The organism is Plasticicumulans lactativorans, assembly GCF_004341245.1.
Classification (GTDB): domain Bacteria; phylum Pseudomonadota; class Gammaproteobacteria; order Competibacterales; family Competibacteraceae; genus Plasticicumulans_A; species Plasticicumulans_A lactativorans.
In genome coordinates, this window is the sequence record NZ_SLWY01000004.1 from 135,905 (window position 1) to 151,963 (window position 16,059).

Consider the following 16,059-nt stretch of genomic DNA (forward strand, 5'->3'; position numbering starts at 1 on the left):
GCGGCGGGCTAGGGCTCGACGGCGCTGATCAGCACCTTGTCGATGCGTCGTTCATCCATGTCGACCACCTCGAAGCGGTAACCGCTGAGCGTGAAGTGGTCACCGGCGCTCGGCAGGCGTTCGAGCTGCGCCAGTACCAGGCCGGCGAGCGTGTCGTAGTCGTCCTCGTCGGGCAGGCTGCGCAGGCCGAGGGTTTCCTTGATCTCGTCGATCGCCACGCCGCCGTCCATCAGCCAGGAACCGTCCTCGCGCTGCACGATCGACGGGTCGGCCTCGGCGCCGTGCTCGGCGAGCTCGCCGACGATGGCTTCGAGGATGTCGTTGGCGGTGACCAGCCCGCGCAGGCTGCCGTACTCATCGACCACCAGCGCCATGTGCAGCGGCGACTGCTTGATCGATTCGAGCAGCCCCAGCGCGCTGACGCCGTCGTGCACCACCAGCGGCTCGCGCATCACCGCGCGCAGGTCGAGCGGCTGCCCGGCGAGGGCGCGGTTGAGCAGGTCCTTGGCCTCCACGACGCCCTGGATCTCGTCCGGATCGCCCTTGCACACCGGCAGGCGCGAGTAGCGGCACTCCAGCAGCGCGGCACGCGTCGCGGCCTCGTCATCGTCGAGGTCGAGCCAGGCGATGTCGGGGCGCGGCGTCATCAGCGCCGTCACCGGGCGGTCGGCGAGGCGCATCACGCCGGCGATCATCGCGCGCTCGGCCTGCTTGACGACACCGACCTCGGTGGCCTCGGCGATCAGCGTCTTGATCTCCTCGTCGCTGACCTTCTGCTCCGATGCCGCATGCCCGCCGACCAGCCGCAACCCGATGCGGGTGGACACGTCGAGCAGGAACACCAGCGGCAGGGCGAGGCGCGAGATCACGAGCATGATCGGCGCCACCAGCACGGCGATGCGCTCGGGGTGGCGCAGCGCGAGCTGCTTGGGCACCAGTTCGCCGACGATCAGCGACAGGTAGGTGATCGCGGCGACCACGATCGCCAGCGCCAGGGCCCCGGCGGCTTCGGTGCCGAGGCTGGCGAAGTGTTCGTCGAGCCACACCGCGAGCGCGCCAGCGATGGTGGCACCGCCGTAGGCGCCGGCGAAGATGCCGATCAGCGTGATGCCGATCTGCACCGTCGACAGGAAGCGCCCGGGCGCCTCGGACAGGTGCAGTGCGGCGCGCGCACCACCGACGCCGTCCTGCTCCAGCACCTGCAGGCGCGCACGCCGCGCCGACACCACCGCGAGTTCCGACATCGCGAAGAAGCCATTGAGCACGATCAACAGCAGGACGATCACGATCTCCCAGGCGAACATGACTCAGGGATCCTCAGAACGAACGGGCAACGGGCCGGCGCGCCCGGCGTCCGCGTCAGGGGCGCCGTGCCGGCATGCTTGGGGGGAACGGTTCGAACGGCGTGCCGTCAGCGACGGGGGGGGTTCCGGTGAAGCCGGAGTAGGCATGTGCGCGGCGATACCGACGAACGAAAGGTGAACGATCGTAGCACACGCATCCCGTACACCGGACGTACCGCCCACCGCAGCACACGCTGCCCGCCCGGTGCGGCGGACCGTTATGCTCTGTGCGATCGCGGCCGCGCGGCCGCCCCCGTTCGCGAGGAACTAGTCATGTCCGACCGTCGTGCTTCCGTGCTCGTCACCCTCTGCCTGCTGCCGCTCGCCGGCTGCACCAGCCTCGGCCTGAACCGCGGCCCGGCCGCCCCCGAGGTGCCGGCCCCGCTGACCGTCGGCAGCGGCGAACGCCTGGTCCTCGTCACCCCCGCCAAGGGCGCCCAGACCTACGAATGCCGGGCGCAGAAAGGCGGTCGCTACGCCTGGGTAGCCGGGGCGCCCGAAGCGACGCTGTTCGATGCCGACGGCAACAAGATCGGCCTGCACTACGCCGGCCCGAGCTGGGAGATCCGCGAAGGCGGCAAGGTCGTCGGTGCCGTGAAAGCCGAGGTTGCCGCCCCCGACCCCGCCGCGGCGCTGCCCTGGCAGCTGCTGACCGCGCAGGCCCACGAAGGAGAGGGGTTGATGACCACAGTCAGCAGCATCCAGCGCCTCGACACCCGCGGCGGACTGCCGCCCGCGGCGAAGGCCTGCTCACAGAAGGCCGCTGGCAAGAAGGTGCGGGTCGACTTCGGCGCCACGTATTACTTCTACGCGGCGGGGTGAGAGGGACTGGAACGAAGCGCGTCAGCGGCGCTGCGCGATCCCGCCGGCGCAGCCCGGGCAGAGGACGTGACCCCGCGCCCGGCGCAGCGGCGTGAGGGTGGTGCCGCAGCGCTCGCAGCGTGCCGGCCCGGCTTCGCCGCTACCGACGCCGGCGTCGCGCGCCGCGCGCTGGAGGCGTTCGAGCTGTTCGAGTTCGGGCGGCGTCTGGCTGCGCATGGCGGGCTCCGGGGTGTTGGTTCCCCGACGCCGCCCGCGCCCCGGATGAGGGGAATCGATGCGGGGTTGAGCGGGCGGGCGCGGCGCCGGGGATGGACTTACCCTACCCCCTGGCCGCCTCGGCCGCAGTTACACCTTGTTTCGCTACGCCACGTGGCCTTCCCGGCCGCTCAGTAGGCGTTTTCGATCGCGAAATGCCCGGGCCGGCCGCGCTTGGCGAGGCTCATGCCCCGCGCGGTGAGCATGCCGCGCAGATCCTCCACCAGATCGGGATTGCCGCAGATCATCACGCGGGCGCGCTCGGCGTCGAAGGTCACGCCGGTGGTGCATTCGAGCTCGCCGGAATCCAGCAGCTCGGTGATGCGCCCGCGCAGCGCGCCGGGGACGTCCTCGCGCGTCACCGCCTGCACGTAGTGCAGCTTGTGGGCGAACTCGCCGAAGATCTCGTGCTCAGGGAGCGCCCGCAGCAGCTCGGCGTAGCCGAGCTCGTTGGCGTGGCGCACGCCGTGGACCAGGATCAGGTTGTCGTACTGCTGCCAAGTGTCGAAGTCGTGCAGAATCGACACGAACGGCGCGAGCCCGGTGCCGGTCGACAGCATCCACAGATCCTTGCCGCACTCGAAGCGGTCGGTGGTCAGGAAGCCGTAGTTGGTCTTGTCGACCAGCAGCGTGTCACCGACGCGCAGCTGCGCGAGGCGGGGCGTGAATTCCCCCTCCGGCACCACGATCGAGTAGAACTCCAGGTGTTCGTCCCAGTTGGCCGAGGCGATCGAGTACGGGCGCCAGATGATGCGGTCGCCGTCGGGGATGCCGAGGCGGGCGAACTGGCCAGGGATGAAGCGGTAGCCCGAAAACCGCGTGGTGCGGAATGTGAACAGGTTCGGGTTCCACGGCTGGATGTAGGTGATGGTTTCGACGGTGTACTTGTCGCTGGACGTCATGGAAGTCTCGGGACGGCTGGGACTGCGAAATGTGCGGGTGCAATAGCTTACGGTAAGAGATCGGATCGCAAATTGAATTCTCGCAGCTTTGAAAGAACTTTTCGAAATAAAGCGCGGCACGCTCCCTCTCCCGATCCCGCCGCGCTGCGCGAACTCGTCGGCCGCACGGCCCCGCTCGCCGGCCCGCACGCCGAGCTGAAGGCCGTGGCGATCGCGCTGGTGCTGCTGCTCGGCCTCGCCGTCGACGCGCACACCGACCTCGTCGGCCAGTTCGTCGTCAGCGCGGTGGTCTGGACCCTGTGGGCGCTGCTGCTGCACGCGGAAACCCCGCCGTGGCGGCGCGCGCTGGTGCGTGCCACCGCGTTCGCGATGTGCGCCGAGCTGTTTTTCTCGCTCGGCCTGGGGTTCTACGACTACCGCTTCCACAACGTGCCCGCCTTCGTGCCCCCGGGCCACGTGCTGCTCTTCATGCTCGGGCCGACGCTGGCGCGCCGCCTGCCCGACCTGATCACCGTGCTGGTGCCCGCCGTCGCTGTCGCCTACGCGCTGTGGGCATGGGTGGCCGGCTGGAGCCAGTTCGAAGTGCTGCTGGTGGCGCTGTTCCTGGTCGCGTACGGCCACGGCCGTTCGCGCAAGCTCTACGCCACCATGCTGGTGCTCGCGCTGCTGCTGGAGCTCTGGGGCACCTGGCTCGGCAACTGGCGCTGGCAGCCGGTGCTGCCGCACCTGGGGCTCGCCACCACCAACCCGCCGATCCTCGCCGGCGCCTTCTACGCGCTGTTCGACATGTACGTGATGCGTGCCGCGCGGCGCGTGCACGCGCGCGCGCCCGCCGTCGCGGCGGCACCTGCCTGAGCCCCCGCCGACCGCGCCGCCGCCGGCGGGCCGCCATGCACGAACGCATACGTACGGGCGCGGACGGCGGCGCTAGAATCGGTCACTCACCGGCCGGACCTTCCCCATGGACCCGCAACTCGCTAGCACGCTGATCGACACGCAGTGGGACGCCGACATCGTCCCGCAGCTCATCGAGTACATCCGCATCCCCAACCTGTCGCCGCTGTTCGATCCGGACTGGGAGGCGCACGGGCACATGGAGCGTGCCGTCGCGCTGATCGCCGGGTGGTGCGCCGCGCAGCCGCTCGCCGGCCTGACCCTGGAGGTGCTGCGCCTGCCCGGGCGCACCCCGCTGATCGTCGTCGAGGTGCCGGGCGCGCTCGATGCCACCGTGGTGCTCTACGGCCACCTCGACAAGCAGCCCGAGATGAGCGGCTGGGCCGAAGGCCTGGGGCCGTGGACGCCGGTGCTGCGCGGCGAACGCCTGTACGGGCGGGGCGGGGCCGACGACGGCTACGCGGCCTTCGCGAGCCTGACCGCGCTCCGCGCGCTGCAGGCGCAGGGGCTGGCGCACGCGCGCTGCCTGCTGCTGATCGAGGCGAGCGAGGAGAGCGGCAGCCCCGACCTGCCGGCCTACATCGAGTGCCTCGCCGAGCGCATCGGCGAACCGGATCTGGTCGTGTGCCTCGACTCGGGCTGCGGCAACTACGAGCAGCTCTGGTGCACCACCTCGCTGCGCGGGATGATCGCCGGCAATCTGAGCGTGGAGCTGCTGTCCGAAGGGGTGCATTCGGGCGATGCGAGCGGCATCGTCGCCGACGGCTTCCGCGTGCTGCGCTGCCTGCTGTCGCGGCTCGAGGACGAGCACTCGGGCGAGATCCTCGCCCCGGTGCTGAACGTCGACATCCCGCCGCAGCGCGCGGTGCAGGCGATGCGCGCGGCCGACACGCTGGGCACCGCGGTCTACGAGAAGTTCCCGTTCGTGCCGGGTGCGCGCCCGGTGAGCCCGCACCTCGCCGACCTGGTGCTCAACCGGACCTGGCGACCGGCGCTGTCGGTGACCGGGGCGGCCGGGCTGCCGGCGCTGGAAGCCGCCGGCAACGTCTGCCGGCCGCTGACGGCGGTGAAGCTCTCGCTGCGCCTGCCGCCCACCTGCAACGCCGAACGGGCCGCGGACCACGTCAAGACCACGCTGGAGCGCAATCCGCCGTACGGCGCGCGCATCCGCTTCGAGCTCGAGAAGTGCAGCGACGGCTGGAATGCACCGCCCCTCGCCGGCTGGCTCGGGCAGGCGGTCGACGCCGCCTCGCGCAGCCATTTCGGCGCGCCGGCGATGTACCTGGGCGAGGGCGGCTCGATCCCGTTCATGGGCATGCTGGGCGCGCGCTTCCCGCGGGCGCAGTTCCTCGTCACCGGCGTGCTCGGCCCGCACTCGAACGCGCACGGCCCGAACGAATTCCTCGACCTGCCGACGGCCAAGAAGCTCACCGCCTGCGTGGCGCAGGTGCTCGCGGAGCATGCCCAGCGATGACCCCCCCCGCCCTCGACATCCGCGACCTGCGCAAGACCTACCGTTCCGGCCACGAGGCGCTGAAGGGCATCGACCTGCGCGTCGAGCCCGGCGATTTCTTCGCCCTGCTGGGCCCCAACGGCGCCGGCAAGTCGACGACGATCGGCATCGTCGCCTCGCTGGTGAACAAGACCGCCGGCGAGGTGCGCATCTTCGGCCACGACCTCGATGCGCAACTGTTCGACGCCAAGCGCTGCATCGGCCTAGTGCCGCAGGAGTTCAACTTCAACCAGTTCGAGCCGGTCGAGGAGATCGTCGTCAACCAGGCCGGCTACTACGGCATCCCGCGCAAGCTCGCCTACCATCGCGCCGCCCACTACCTGGAGCAGCTCGGGCTGCTCGACAAGCGCCGCGAAGCCGCCCGCGAGTTGTCGGGCGGCATGAAGCGGCGGCTGATGATCGCCCGCGCGCTGGTGCACGAGCCGCGCCTGCTGATCCTCGACGAACCCACCGCGGGCGTGGACATCGAACTGCGCCGCTCGATGTGGGACTTCATGCGCGAGATCAACGCCGCCGGCACCACCATCATCCTGACCACGCACTACCTCGAAGAGGCCGAGAGCCTGTGCCGCAGCATCGCCATCATCGATGCCGGGCGCCTGATCGAGAACACCGACATGAAGTCCCTGCTGGCGCGCCTGCAGGTGGAGACCTTCGTCCTCAACCTCGCCGCACCGCTGCAGCATGCGCCGCGCGTGGCGGGCTACGAACTCACCGCGATCGACGACACCACGCTCGAAGCCGACGTGACCAAGGACCGCGGCATGAATGCGCTGTTCGAGGGGCTGTCGGCGCAGGGCATCAGCGTGATGTCGATGCGCAACAAGGCGAACCGGCTGGAGGAGCTGTTCATCCGGCTGGTCGAAGGCAAGGCCGCCTGACGCGCGACGTCCCGACGCCCTCCGGCACATCCCTTCCGCACGCCCCGCGAACGAGCATCATGCACGCACACGACCAGTGGATCGCCTTCAAGACCATCATCATCAAGGAGGTGCTGCGCTTCGCGCGCATCTGGATCCAGACCATCCTGCCGCCTGCGATCACCACGACGCTGTACTTCGTGATCTTCGGCAGGCTGATCGGCGGCCAGGTGGGGGCGATGGACGGCTTCACCTATCCGCAGTACATCGCGCCGGGGCTGATCATGCTGGCGATCATCACCAATTCGTACGCCAACGTGGTGTCGAGCTTCTACGGCTCCAAGTTCCAGCACTACATCGACGAGATGCTCGTCGCGCCGATCCCCAACTGGCTGATCCTGGCGGGATTCGTCGGCGGCGGCGTGGCCCGCGGGCTGGCCGTCGGGGCGGTGGTGACGGCGATCGCGCTGTTCTTCACCGATCTGCACGTGAGCCACTGGGGGGTGACGATCGGCGTGGTGTTCCTGACCGCCGTGGTGTTCTCGCTCGCCGGCCTGGTCAACGGCATCTACGCGAAGAGCTTCGACGACATCTCGATCGTGCCGACCTTCGTGCTGACACCGCTCACCTACCTCGGCGGCATTTTCTACTCAATCAACATGCTCGGTGATTTCTGGCGCGGCGTGTCGCTGGCCAACCCGATCCTGTACATGGTCAACGCCTTCCGCTACGGCATCCTCGGCGTTTCCGACATCGCGATGACGCCGGCCTTCGCCATCATCGTCATCGCCGTGGTCGCGCTCGGCGGCTACGCGCTGTGGCTGCTCGAACGCGGCACCGGCATCCGCAACTGAGACGGGCGGGCACCACCAACAGAAAGGGCGCCACGAGGGCGCCCGTCACGGCCTGACAGGGGCAGGCGTGTTCAGAGGGCGTCGGAGCCGTTCTCGCCGGTACGGATGCGGATCGCCTGTTCGAGGTTGAACACGAACACCTTGCCGTCGCCGATCTTGCCGGTGTTCGCCGCCTTGGAGATCACCTCGATCACGCGATCGACGTTGCTGTCGTCGCAGCCGATCTCGATCTTCACCTTCGGCAGGAAATCGACCACGTACTCGGCGCCGCGGTACAGCTCGGTGTGCCCCTTCTGCCGCCCGAAGCCCTTGACCTCGGTGACGGTGATGCCCTGGATGCCGATCTCCGACAACGCCTCACGGACGTCGTCGAGCTTGAACGGCTTGATGATCGCGGACACAAGCTTCATGGCGAATCCCCTGTGACGAGTTGGCGAGTGATGCAGAGGCGAGCGTGCGCCGGACTATAACCGATGAGCACGGCTTGTCGTAGCCGACCCGAGAAACGCCGCGGGGTGGCGGCGCATCCCCTGCGCCCGCCACCCCCGGTCACGCTCCCTGCAGCGGGCTCAGAGGGTGTAGCCGCGCTCGTCGTGCAGCGAGATGTCGAGACCCTGGGTCTCTTCCTCGTCGCTGACGCGCAGGCCGACGATGGCATCGACGATCTTCAGGATCACGAAGCTCAGCACCGTGCTGTAGATGATGGTGAAGCCCGCGCCCTTGGTCTGGATCCACAACTGCTGGGCGATGCTCACGCCTTCGGCCAGACCCTTGCCACCGAAGCTCGCGTCGGCGAACAGGCCGGTGAGTATGGCGCCGATGATGCCGCCAACTGCATGCACGCCGAACACGTCGAGCGCATCGTCATAGCCGAGCGCGCGCTTGAGCTTGGTGGAGGAAAGGAAGCAGACCACGCCGGCGATCACGCCGAGCAGGATCGCCCCCATCGGGCCGATGGTGCCGGCCGCGGGCGTCACGGCGACCAGACCGGCGACGGCACCCGAGGCGATGCCGAGCACCGAAGGCTTACCGTGCGCCAGCCACTCGGCGAACATCCAGCCCAGCGCTGCGGCAGCGGTGGCGACCTGCGTGGTGAGCATCGCCATGCCGGCCGAACCGTCGGCAGCCACCGCGGAACCCGCATTGAAGCCGAACCAGCCCACCCACAGCATCGAGGCGCCGATCAGCGTGTAGGTCAGGTTGTGCGGCGGCATCGCGGTGGTGGGGTAGCCCTTGCGCTTGCCGAGCACCAGGCAGGCCACCAGGCCGGCGATACCGGCATTAATGTGCACCACGGTGCCGCCGGCGAAGTCGAGCACGCCCCAGTCCCACAAGAGCGCGCCGTCGCCGCTCCACACCATGTGCGCGACCGGCAGGTACACGATGGTGAACCAGATGCCCATGAACAGCAGCATCGCCGAGAACTTCATGCGCTCGGCGAAGGCACCGACGATCAGCGCCGGGGTGATGATCGCGAAGGTCATCTGGAAGGTCACGAACACCGTCTCGGGAATCGTCAGCGTCAGGCTGTCGCGCCCCACGCCGGCCATGAACGCCTTGGCGAAGCTGCCGATGATCGAATGGAAGTTGGTTTCACCCTTGACCATGCCGGTGGTGTCGAACGCCAGGCTGTAGCCGTACAGCACCCACAGCACCGACACCAGCGCGGTGATCGCGAAGCACTGCATCATCACCGACAGCACGTTCTTGGCACGCACCAGGCCGGAGTAGAACAGCGCCAGGCCCGGGATGGTCATGAACAGCACCAGCGCCGTGGAGGTCAGCATCCACGCCGTGTTGCCGGCATCGAGGGTGGGCGTCGGCGCGGCGGCAGCGGCCTCTTCAGCTAGGGCCAGCACGGGCGCGCCGAGCAAGGCGAGCAGGGCGATGGCCCCGGAGAGGTTTTTCTTTTGCATGGAAGGGTTCCTCGTTCGAGACGAAAAAGGGCCGGGTCTCAGAGCGCTGCCGCGCCGCTCTCGCCGGTGCGGATGCGGAAGGCCTGCTCGAGGTCGTAGACGAAGATCTTGCCGTCACCGATCTTGCCGGTGTTCGCCGCCTTGCTGACGGCCTCCACGACGCGGTCGACCAGGCCGTCGTCGATGCCGATCTCGATCTTCACCTTCGGCAGGAAATCGACCACGTACTCGGCGCCGCGGTATAACTCGGTGTGGCCCTTCTGCCGCCCGAAGCCCTTGACCTCGGTGACGGTGATGCCCTGCACGCCGATGTCGGAGAGCGCCTCGCGGACGTCGTCGAGTTTGAAAGGCTTGATGATGGCGGTGACCAGCTTCATGTCGGTGCTCCTGAATACCAATGCTCGAGTACGGGTTGCCGGATTCCGTCGTGCCGCTGGCCGACGGAACGCTGCTGTACAACTCAAGCACGCACCATGCCATTCAGTGGTGGGCCCTTTGAATCAGCAAGTTGCAGCAATGCCCGCAAGTCGTGCGCACGTCTTGCGTGCCATTGGGGCAGAGCGCCCCAATATGATGCACCAGATGGGTGCATCGGCACGATCTCCGCGCCGGCGCCGGACCGTTACACTCGCTCCCCCTGACCTTACGCATGAGGACCCCTGCCGTGATCGATCCCAAAATGCTCGACGATCTGGCCCGCCGTTTCGCTGAAGCGGTGCCGCCGGGCCTGCGCACCCTGCAACAGGACCTGGAGAAGAACTTCCGCGCGACGCTGCAGGCGGCGTTCGCGCGCATGGAACTGGTGACGCGCGAGGAATTCGACGTGCAGACCGCCGTGCTCGCCCGTACCCGGGCACGCCTCGAAGAACTCGAAACCCGCGTTGCAGCACTCGAAGCACAGGTACTGGCGGTTGCCCCAGCGGCCCCGCCGTCCGAGGACGTGGGCCTGCAAGGCTGACCTGACCCCTGGCCGCCGCGCCCCGCCGTCTTCACCCGCAGGGCGCCGGTGACGGCCAGTTCCGCTGGAAATCCCCTGCGGAGCGGGGGATTTCCATGCCGGCGTCCACGTTCGCCACCGCCGACGCATGCTCGCTGCACCGCCCGTTTCCGCTGGCGTGAAGACCGCCGGCGGGCAGCAGGCGGCGGGCGCCACCAAGCCCGCCGGCGCCCCATCGGGTCGCCGTACCGTCGCATGCCCGCCGCGGGGAGGCGTCCGGGGCCCGGACGGGTCATCCGCCGCCGTGCGACCCGCCTGGGGCCGATGGGCATTTGCCGCCGGACTGCTCGCCAGGACTCCCTGACGACGTGCCGAACGCACCGGCGATCCAATGCCCCGACCTGGTGCACGACGGGGCTGCGACGCGGAATCTCCATGACCCGCGCGGTGGGGGAGGGCCTGTCACGCCTCGACGGGCATCGGCGGGCGGGGTTTCAGCAGCCCGCCAGCGCAGCCGACGCGCACACGCCGTGCACGGCACCGGTGCGGGTCGCCGACGCGGCTCCGCAGCCTTTCCGATTCGACGCGCAATACCGGTGCACGCGCTCCGCCTGTCGCCCGCGGCCAGCGGCGTGCCGGAGAGACGATGGCGGTGCGAGCCGTGACGACGCGGCCACGGCGTTCGCCATCCCGTCAGCCAACGACCGGCACAACGCGGCTGCCACCTTGCCGTGTCCCGACAATCCGCCCATCCTTCGCCGCCAGCCACCGGCCAGGAGACCTCGATGAGCCGCATCGCTTCCGCCGTTCCCGTGCTGCCCGCCCAGGATCTCGATGCCACCCTGGAGTTCTATCGACGCGTGCTGCGGTTCAAGACCGAGTTCCGGCAGCCCACCCATGCCGCGGTGAGCCGCGACGGCGTGCAGATTCACTTCTGGCTGTGCCCCGATCGCGCGATGGCCGAAGCCTCGGGCTGCCGCCTGAACGTCGTCGGCATCAACGCCCTCTACGCCGAGTGCCGCAGCCATGGGGTCATCCACCCGAACGGGGAACTCGCGGTCCGGCCCTGGGGCCTGCGCGAGTTCGCGATCGTCGACTGCAACGGCAACCTTATCCGCTTCGCCGAGCACGCGTAGGACCGCCGCGCCCCGGCGCGCGACATCGCGGCACCGCCGACAAAGCGCTCAGCCGGTGGCGAGCACGATGTCCCACTGCACCGCACGCCCGCCGGCAGCGGGAGCGGCGACGTCGATCGCGGTCGCCGCCACACGCCCCGCGTCCGGCAGCGCCGCGTACAGGAAGTCCTCCGCATTGCGGGGCTCGCCGGCGAAGAACATCTGCGTCACCAGGCGCGTTCCGGCGGCGTCGATCAGATAGTGGATGTGCGGCGTACGGCCGGTGTAAGGCCCCGGCATCACGGACGCGAAGCGGAAGCTGCCGTTGCCGCCGCTGTGCAGCAGCGCGTAGCCCTGGAAGGCCGGATCGAGGGGCCCCGAGGCATTGCCATCCCCCGGGTGGTGGTAACGGCCGTACGCGTTGGCCTGCCATACCTCGATGCGCGCTCCGGCGATGGCTCGACCGTGCCGATCGAGCACCCGGCCGCTGACGGATAGCGGCGTGCCGGCTGCGCGTCCGCGTTGCCCCTCGACGACGGCGAGATCGGCATCGACCTCGGCCGGCGGATGGCGCGGATAGAACGGGCCGAGCGCATTGGCCGGCGTCGGCGCCCGCACGCCACCCAGCGCCCGCGCGACGGGGATCAGCACGCTGCCGCCGATCCACAGCGCGGATGCGGCGAGCAGGCGGCGACGTAGCAGATCGACGGCGACGGTCTTCATGCTGCACCTCGGGGCGGCGTGGCGGGACAGGCGTTGGTTCGACACGCGCACGCCGCTGCGGGTTGCACGGACCGATTACGGCCGCTGCGCCACGCTACGGCTGAGGAGGCAATGCTTGCGCCGAGCCCGCTCGGCGCATTGATCCTGCCGCTGCGCCACACGACCCGGACGTCGCCGCACGTCGTGCTGGAGCCGGATGACGGAACCGGTGCGCGGCCCGGACACCCGGACGTGGCACCGTGATGCCCCGCACGCCAGACGATGCCGTCCACGGCCGGCCATCGGGGACGACGACGCTCAGGCAGGCGGTGGCGCCGCCATGACCCGCGACGTCATGCCGTGCGTTCCTGAACCGGGCCCTTGGGCACGGCGCCGGACGCGGCTTCCGCCGCCTGCAGGGCGCGCGCATGCCAGGCTAGGTGTTCGCCGATGAAGCTGCCCACGAAGTGGTAGCTGTGGTCGTAGTCGGCTTGCCAGCGCATCGTCAGGGGAACGCCGCGCCGGGCACAGGCGCGGCTGAAGTCCTCCGGGTGCAACTGCTCGGACAGGAATTCGTCGGCCGTACCCTGGTCGATCAGCAGCGGTGGCGCACTGGCACCGTCCTCGATCAGGCAGGTGGCATCCCAGGCCCGCCAGGCGGCCTCGTCCTCGCCGAGGTAGTGGCTGAAGGCCTTCACACCCCACGGACAGGCCGACGGGTGGCAGATCGGCGCGAAGGCCGATGCGCTGCGAAACAGGCCGGGGTTGCGCAGTGCGAGCACCAGGGCGCCGTGTCCACCCATCGAGTGGCCGCTGATGGCACGTACGCCGGGCCGCACCGGGAAGTGGGCTTCCACCAACCCGATCAGCTCCTGCGTGACGTAGCGGTGCATCTGGTAGTGGGTGCTCCAGGGGGAGCGCTCGGCATCGACGTAGAAACCGGCGGCCTGGCCGAGATCGTAGGCGGGATCATCGGGCACCTCGCTCCCCCGCGGGCTGGTATCGGGGATCACCAGCACGAGACCGAGCTCGGCCGCATAGCGCTGCGCGCCGGCCTTGACGCGAAAGTTGTCGTCCGTGCAGGTCAGCCCCGACAGCCAGTAGAGCACCGGCACCGGCCCGAACTCGGCCTGGGGTGGCAGGTAAACGGAGAAGGTCATCGCGCACTGGCACGACGCCGACATGTGCGTGTAGCGGTCGAGCCAGCCGCCGTGTTCGCGGACGTGCTCGATGCGGATCGGGGCGTTCATGCAGTTCTCCACGTGAGGCCCGGGCGCGGACGGCGCGGGGGAGCGAGAGGTTTGATCATGACGGCATTGCGAAAACCCACGCCTCGCAACTCGACGATCTGCCGGCGCCGCAGGCGAAAGCCGTGCGCCGCGAAGAAGCCTTCGGCGCTCAGGCTGGCTGCGGCGTAGAGCTGCGCCAGGCGGTGCGTGCGCGCCGCGGCCTCGACCGCAGCCAGCAGGCGCGAGCCGATCCCCTGCGCCTGCCACCGTGCATGCACGTACAGCGTGTCGACGCAGCCATCGGCAGCCAGTTCGGCAAAACCGAGCACACGACTGCCGCGCGCGGCGACGAAGCTCGTGTGAGCGGTCAGGCGTTGCGACCAGGCGGCGACGTCGATCGTTTCGGGTGCCCAGGCGCGCACCTGTCGCGGTCCATAGCGACGGCGATTGACGCGGCGCACCGTGTCGCGAAACAGGGCGATCAGGCACGTCACGTCCGTCGGCCGGTAGGGGCGGATGCGAATCGCGGCGCCGGTCATGCCGTCAGAAGACGATCACCGAGCGGATGCTCTTGCTCTCGTGCATCAGGTCGAAGGCCCGGTTGATGTCCTCGAGGCCCATCACGTGCGTCACCATCGGGTCGATCTCGATGCGGCCGTCCAGGTAGTTCTCGACGTAGCCGGGCAGTTGCGAGCGACCCTTGACGCCGCCGAAGGCGGTGCCTTTCCAGGTACGCCCGGTCACGAGCTGAAACGGCCGCGTGCGGATCTCCTGGCCGGCCCCCGCCACGCCGATGATCGTCGCCACGCCCCAGCCCATGTGGGTGCACTCCAGGGCCTCGCGCATCACCTCGACGTTGCCGATGCATTCGAACGAGTAGTCGACGCCGCCGCGGGTCATGTCGACGATGACCTCCTTCACCGACACGCCGTGGTCGTGCGGATTGACGCAGTCGGTCGCGCCCAGCGCACGTGCCATGTCGAATTTTCCGGGGTTGGTGTCGATGGCGATGATGCGCCCGGCCTTGGCCATCACCGCGCCCTGGATCACCGACAAGCCGATGCCGCCGAGGCCGAACACGGCGACCGTCGATCCCGGTTCGACCTTCGCGGTGTTCAACACGGCACCGATGCCGGTGGTGATGCCGCAGCCGAGCAGGCAGACCTTGTCGAGGGGCGCGGCAGGGTTGATCTTCGCCAGCGCGATTTCGGGCACGACCGTGTACTCGGCGAAGGTCGAACAGCCCATGTAGTGAAAGATCGGTTCGCCCCCCTTCGAGAAGCGGCGGGTACCGTCGGGCATGTAACCCGTCCACACGGTCGACGCGATACTCTGGCAAAGGTTGGTCTTGGTGGAGGCACAGTATTCGCAATGCCCGCACTCGGGGATGTACAAGGGAATCACGTGGTCGCCGGGCTTCAGGGTGCTGACGCCGGGGCCGATCTCTTCGACGATGCAGCCGCCTTCGTGGCCGAGCACGCAGGGAAAGGCCCCTTCCGGATCATCGCCGGACAAAGTGAACGCATCCGTATGGCATACGCCGGTAGCGACGACGCGCAGCAGGACCTCCCCCGCGCGCGGGCCTTCGATGTCAATCTCGGTGATGTCGAGGGGCTGTTGGGGCGCCCAGGCAACGGCGGCTCGGATTTTCATGCAGGTGCTCCTTCGGCACGGATCGCGGCTGGCTTTATTGGAAGAGGCCCGGCGGCATCGGCGGTGAACGATCTGCCGCGGGTAGCACTCGAAATGCGGTACGTTGAACTTTAGACGCCCGTGGGCATGACACACACATCGGTTCGATTCGCTCCCCCGCTGACGATCGGCCAAGTCCCGGGCCATGCCCGTTGCGAATGATATGCGCCGGTTTTCGCGGACACGGACAGAGGGTCATAATTGTCCGATCACGCAGGTCCGCCCATGCGGGATCACGCTTCTTACTGACGAGGACATACTGTTGAAACGATTGCTGTTGATCGCGGCGCTGGTGTTCACCGGTACCGCTTGCAGTTCCTTCCCCGCGATGAACGCCGCCAAATCCGACGACAAGTCGACCAGCGCCGCCGCAGCGGATGTCAAACCCGAAGTCGCGCAGGCGATGAAACAGCTCCGGACTGCGGCCGAAGCGGGCAACCCGGGTGCCCAAACGCAGCTTGGTCTGCTCTATGCCCGTGGAGAGCCGCGTGCCGGAGTGGAGCAGGACATCAACGAAGCCGTACGCTGGTTCCGCAAGGCATCGGATCAGGGCTTCCCTGGCGGGCAGACCAACCTGGCGATCGCCTATGCGCTCGGCCAGGGGGGCGTCAACAAGGACCCGGCGGAAGCCGTGCGGCTCACGCGCCTGGCCGCCGAGCAAGGCTGGGCTCCCGGCCAGATGCAGCTCGGCCTGCTGTATGCCCAAGGCGTGGGTGTCGAGAAGAACTACACGGAGGCGGCCAAATGGGTACGCAAGGCTGCCGATCAGGGACTGCCGCCGGCCCAGACCCAGTTGGGCGTGTACTACGGCAACGGGCTGGGCGTGAAGCAGAGCTATGCCGAGGCGGAGAAGTGGCTGAAGCTCGCTGCCAATCAAGGCGACGAAGACGCCAAGCGCCTGCTGGGCGAACTGAAGCAGGTCCGCAGCGGTAAGGCACCGGCGCCTGCGAGTGCGCAGATGCAGTGAGTCGCACCACGCCCCCTGCGGCAACAAAAAAGGCGCCTGAGCGCCTTTTTTGTTGCCG

At 68.7% G+C, this 16,059-nt stretch carries 18 protein-coding genes; 8 read left to right on the forward strand and 10 right to left on the reverse strand.

Annotation, left to right across the window (positions count from 1 at the left end; translation table 11 throughout):
- Positions 1–8 precede the first annotated feature (8 nt).
- Entirely contained in the window at positions 9–1,304 is a 1,296-nt protein-coding gene (locus tag EV699_RS04115) for a hemolysin family protein (RefSeq protein ID WP_132539244.1), read from the reverse strand.
- A 312-nt stretch (positions 1,305–1,616) separates the two neighbouring features.
- Here EV699_RS04115 and EV699_RS04120 point away from each other — a divergent pair, with 312 nt between their 5' ends.
- A complete protein-coding gene (locus EV699_RS04120; protein WP_132539246.1) occupies positions 1,617–2,165 on the forward strand; it encodes a DUF3455 domain-containing protein in 549 nt (182 codons plus the stop codon).
- Between the two features lie 21 nt (positions 2,166–2,186).
- Here EV699_RS04120 and EV699_RS04125 read toward each other — a convergent pair whose 3' ends face one another.
- Entirely contained in the window at positions 2,187–2,381 is a 195-nt protein-coding gene (locus EV699_RS04125) for a hypothetical protein (protein ID WP_132539248.1), read from the reverse strand.
- Between the two features lie 170 nt (positions 2,382–2,551).
- The gene (locus EV699_RS04130; RefSeq protein WP_132539250.1) at positions 2,552–3,322 is read right to left on the reverse strand and encodes a ferredoxin--NADP reductase; all 771 of its coding nucleotides are present in this window, start codon (positions 3,320–3,322) and stop codon (positions 2,552–2,554) included.
- Positions 3,323–3,394: 72 nt separating this feature from the next.
- Here EV699_RS04130 and EV699_RS04135 point away from each other — a divergent pair, with 72 nt between their 5' ends.
- The 4 genes from EV699_RS04135 (at position 3,395) to EV699_RS04150 (ending at position 7,443) form a co-directional block, all read left to right on the forward strand.
- Complete coding sequence (locus tag EV699_RS04135) at positions 3,395–4,177, forward strand: hypothetical protein (RefSeq protein WP_132539252.1); 783 nt, start codon at positions 3,395–3,397, stop codon at positions 4,175–4,177.
- A gap of 106 nt (positions 4,178–4,283) precedes the next feature.
- On the forward strand, positions 4,284–5,690 hold the full coding sequence (locus EV699_RS04140; protein ID WP_132539254.1) for a M20 family metallopeptidase: 1,407 nt from the start codon (positions 4,284–4,286) through the stop codon (positions 5,688–5,690).
- Entirely contained in the window at positions 5,687–6,610 is a 924-nt protein-coding gene (locus EV699_RS04145; protein WP_132539256.1) for an ABC transporter ATP-binding protein, read from the forward strand. Before EV699_RS04140 ends, EV699_RS04145 begins: the two co-directional genes overlap by 4 nt.
- A gap of 59 nt (positions 6,611–6,669) precedes the next feature.
- A complete protein-coding gene (locus EV699_RS04150) occupies positions 6,670–7,443 on the forward strand; it encodes an ABC transporter permease (protein ID WP_132539258.1) in 774 nt (257 codons plus the stop codon).
- Between the two features lie 71 nt (positions 7,444–7,514).
- Here the strand turns inward: EV699_RS04150 and glnK (EV699_RS04155) are convergent, their stop codons facing one another.
- The 3 genes from glnK (EV699_RS04155) to glnK (EV699_RS04165) all read right to left on the reverse strand — a co-directional run bounded on the left by glnK (EV699_RS04155) (position 7,515) and on the right by glnK (EV699_RS04165) (position 9,736).
- On the reverse strand, positions 7,515–7,853 hold the full coding sequence (glnK, locus tag EV699_RS04155) for a P-II family nitrogen regulator (RefSeq protein ID WP_132539260.1): 339 nt from the start codon (positions 7,851–7,853) through the stop codon (positions 7,515–7,517).
- A gap of 159 nt (positions 7,854–8,012) precedes the next feature.
- Positions 8,013–9,359 carry an ammonium transporter gene (locus EV699_RS04160; protein ID WP_132539262.1) on the reverse strand — a complete coding sequence of 449 codons (1,347 nt, stop codon included), beginning with the start codon at positions 9,357–9,359 and terminating at the stop codon, positions 8,013–8,015.
- A 38-nt stretch (positions 9,360–9,397) separates the two neighbouring features.
- Positions 9,398–9,736, reverse strand: coding sequence for a P-II family nitrogen regulator (gene glnK / locus EV699_RS04165; protein ID WP_132539264.1), 339 nt, complete (start codon positions 9,734–9,736; stop codon positions 9,398–9,400).
- Between the two features lie 287 nt (positions 9,737–10,023).
- On the opposite strand from glnK (EV699_RS04165), the gene ubiK reads away from it, so the two are divergent.
- Positions 10,024–10,317, forward strand: coding sequence for a ubiquinone biosynthesis accessory factor UbiK (gene ubiK / locus EV699_RS04170; protein ID WP_132539266.1), 294 nt, complete (start codon positions 10,024–10,026; stop codon positions 10,315–10,317).
- A 764-nt stretch (positions 10,318–11,081) separates the two neighbouring features.
- The gene (locus EV699_RS04175; RefSeq protein ID WP_132539268.1) at positions 11,082–11,432 is read left to right on the forward strand and encodes a bleomycin resistance protein; all 351 of its coding nucleotides are present in this window, start codon (positions 11,082–11,084) and stop codon (positions 11,430–11,432) included.
- A gap of 48 nt (positions 11,433–11,480) precedes the next feature.
- Here EV699_RS04175 and EV699_RS04180 read toward each other — a convergent pair whose 3' ends face one another.
- From EV699_RS04180 to EV699_RS04195, 4 genes are all read right to left on the reverse strand, one after another.
- Positions 11,481–12,134: a dioxygenase family protein gene (locus tag EV699_RS04180; protein WP_132539270.1), complete on the reverse strand. Its 654-nt coding sequence runs from the start codon at positions 12,132–12,134 to the stop codon at positions 11,481–11,483.
- 332 nt (positions 12,135–12,466) lie between these two features.
- Positions 12,467–13,363, reverse strand: coding sequence for an S-formylglutathione hydrolase (gene fghA / locus EV699_RS04185; protein WP_132539273.1), 897 nt, complete (start codon positions 13,361–13,363; stop codon positions 12,467–12,469).
- Positions 13,360–13,881: a GNAT family N-acetyltransferase gene (locus EV699_RS04190; protein WP_132539275.1), complete on the reverse strand. Its 522-nt coding sequence runs from the start codon at positions 13,879–13,881 to the stop codon at positions 13,360–13,362. The genes fghA and EV699_RS04190 overlap by 4 nt, the downstream gene beginning before the upstream one ends.
- Positions 13,882–13,885: 4 nt before the next feature.
- Positions 13,886–14,995 (reverse strand): S-(hydroxymethyl)glutathione dehydrogenase/class III alcohol dehydrogenase, encoded by a 1,110-nt coding sequence (locus EV699_RS04195; protein WP_132539446.1) that lies wholly within the window; start codon positions 14,993–14,995, stop codon positions 13,886–13,888.
- A gap of 301 nt (positions 14,996–15,296) precedes the next feature.
- On the opposite strand from EV699_RS04195, the gene EV699_RS04200 reads away from it, so the two are divergent.
- A complete protein-coding gene (locus EV699_RS04200) occupies positions 15,297–16,001 on the forward strand; it encodes a tetratricopeptide repeat protein (protein ID WP_165904026.1) in 705 nt (234 codons plus the stop codon).
- The last annotated feature ends 58 nt before the right edge of the window (positions 16,002–16,059 follow it).

Bases quoted from the DNA above. Each gene is read 5' to 3' on its own strand.
- glnK (WP_132539260.1), bottom strand. From the start codon at position 7,853: ATGAAGCTTGTGTCCGCGATCATCAAGCCGTTCAAGCTCGACGACGTC.
- EV699_RS04180 (WP_132539270.1), bottom strand. From the start codon at position 12,134: ATGAAGACCGTCGCCGTCGATCTGCTACGTCGCCGCCTGCTCGCCGCA.
- EV699_RS04120 (WP_132539246.1), top strand. From the start codon at position 1,617: ATGTCCGACCGTCGTGCTTCCGTGCTCGTCACCCTCTGCCTGCTGCCG.
- EV699_RS04140 (WP_132539254.1), top strand. From the start codon at position 4,284: ATGGACCCGCAACTCGCTAGCACGCTGATCGACACGCAGTGGGACGCC.
- glnK (WP_132539264.1), bottom strand. From the start codon at position 9,736: ATGAAGCTGGTCACCGCCATCATCAAGCCTTTCAAACTCGACGACGTC.
- fghA (WP_132539273.1), bottom strand. From the start codon at position 13,363: ATGAACGCCCCGATCCGCATCGAGCACGTCCGCGAACACGGCGGCTGG.
- EV699_RS04125 (WP_132539248.1), bottom strand. From the start codon at position 2,381: ATGCGCAGCCAGACGCCGCCCGAACTCGAACAGCTCGAACGCCTCCAG.
- EV699_RS04115 (WP_132539244.1), bottom strand. From the start codon at position 1,304: ATGTTCGCCTGGGAGATCGTGATCGTCCTGCTGTTGATCGTGCTCAAT.
- EV699_RS04190 (WP_132539275.1), bottom strand. From the start codon at position 13,881: ATGACCGGCGCCGCGATTCGCATCCGCCCCTACCGGCCGACGGACGTG.
- EV699_RS04130 (WP_132539250.1), bottom strand. From the start codon at position 3,322: ATGACGTCCAGCGACAAGTACACCGTCGAAACCATCACCTACATCCAG.
- EV699_RS04145 (WP_132539256.1), top strand. From the start codon at position 5,687: ATGACCCCCCCCGCCCTCGACATCCGCGACCTGCGCAAGACCTACCGT.
- EV699_RS04195 (WP_132539446.1), bottom strand. From the start codon at position 14,995: ATGAAAATCCGAGCCGCCGTTGCCTGGGCGCCCCAACAGCCCCTCGAC.
- EV699_RS04175 (WP_132539268.1), top strand. From the start codon at position 11,082: ATGAGCCGCATCGCTTCCGCCGTTCCCGTGCTGCCCGCCCAGGATCTC.
- EV699_RS04160 (WP_132539262.1), bottom strand. From the start codon at position 9,359: ATGCAAAAGAAAAACCTCTCCGGGGCCATCGCCCTGCTCGCCTTGCTC.
- EV699_RS04150 (WP_132539258.1), top strand. From the start codon at position 6,670: ATGCACGCACACGACCAGTGGATCGCCTTCAAGACCATCATCATCAAG.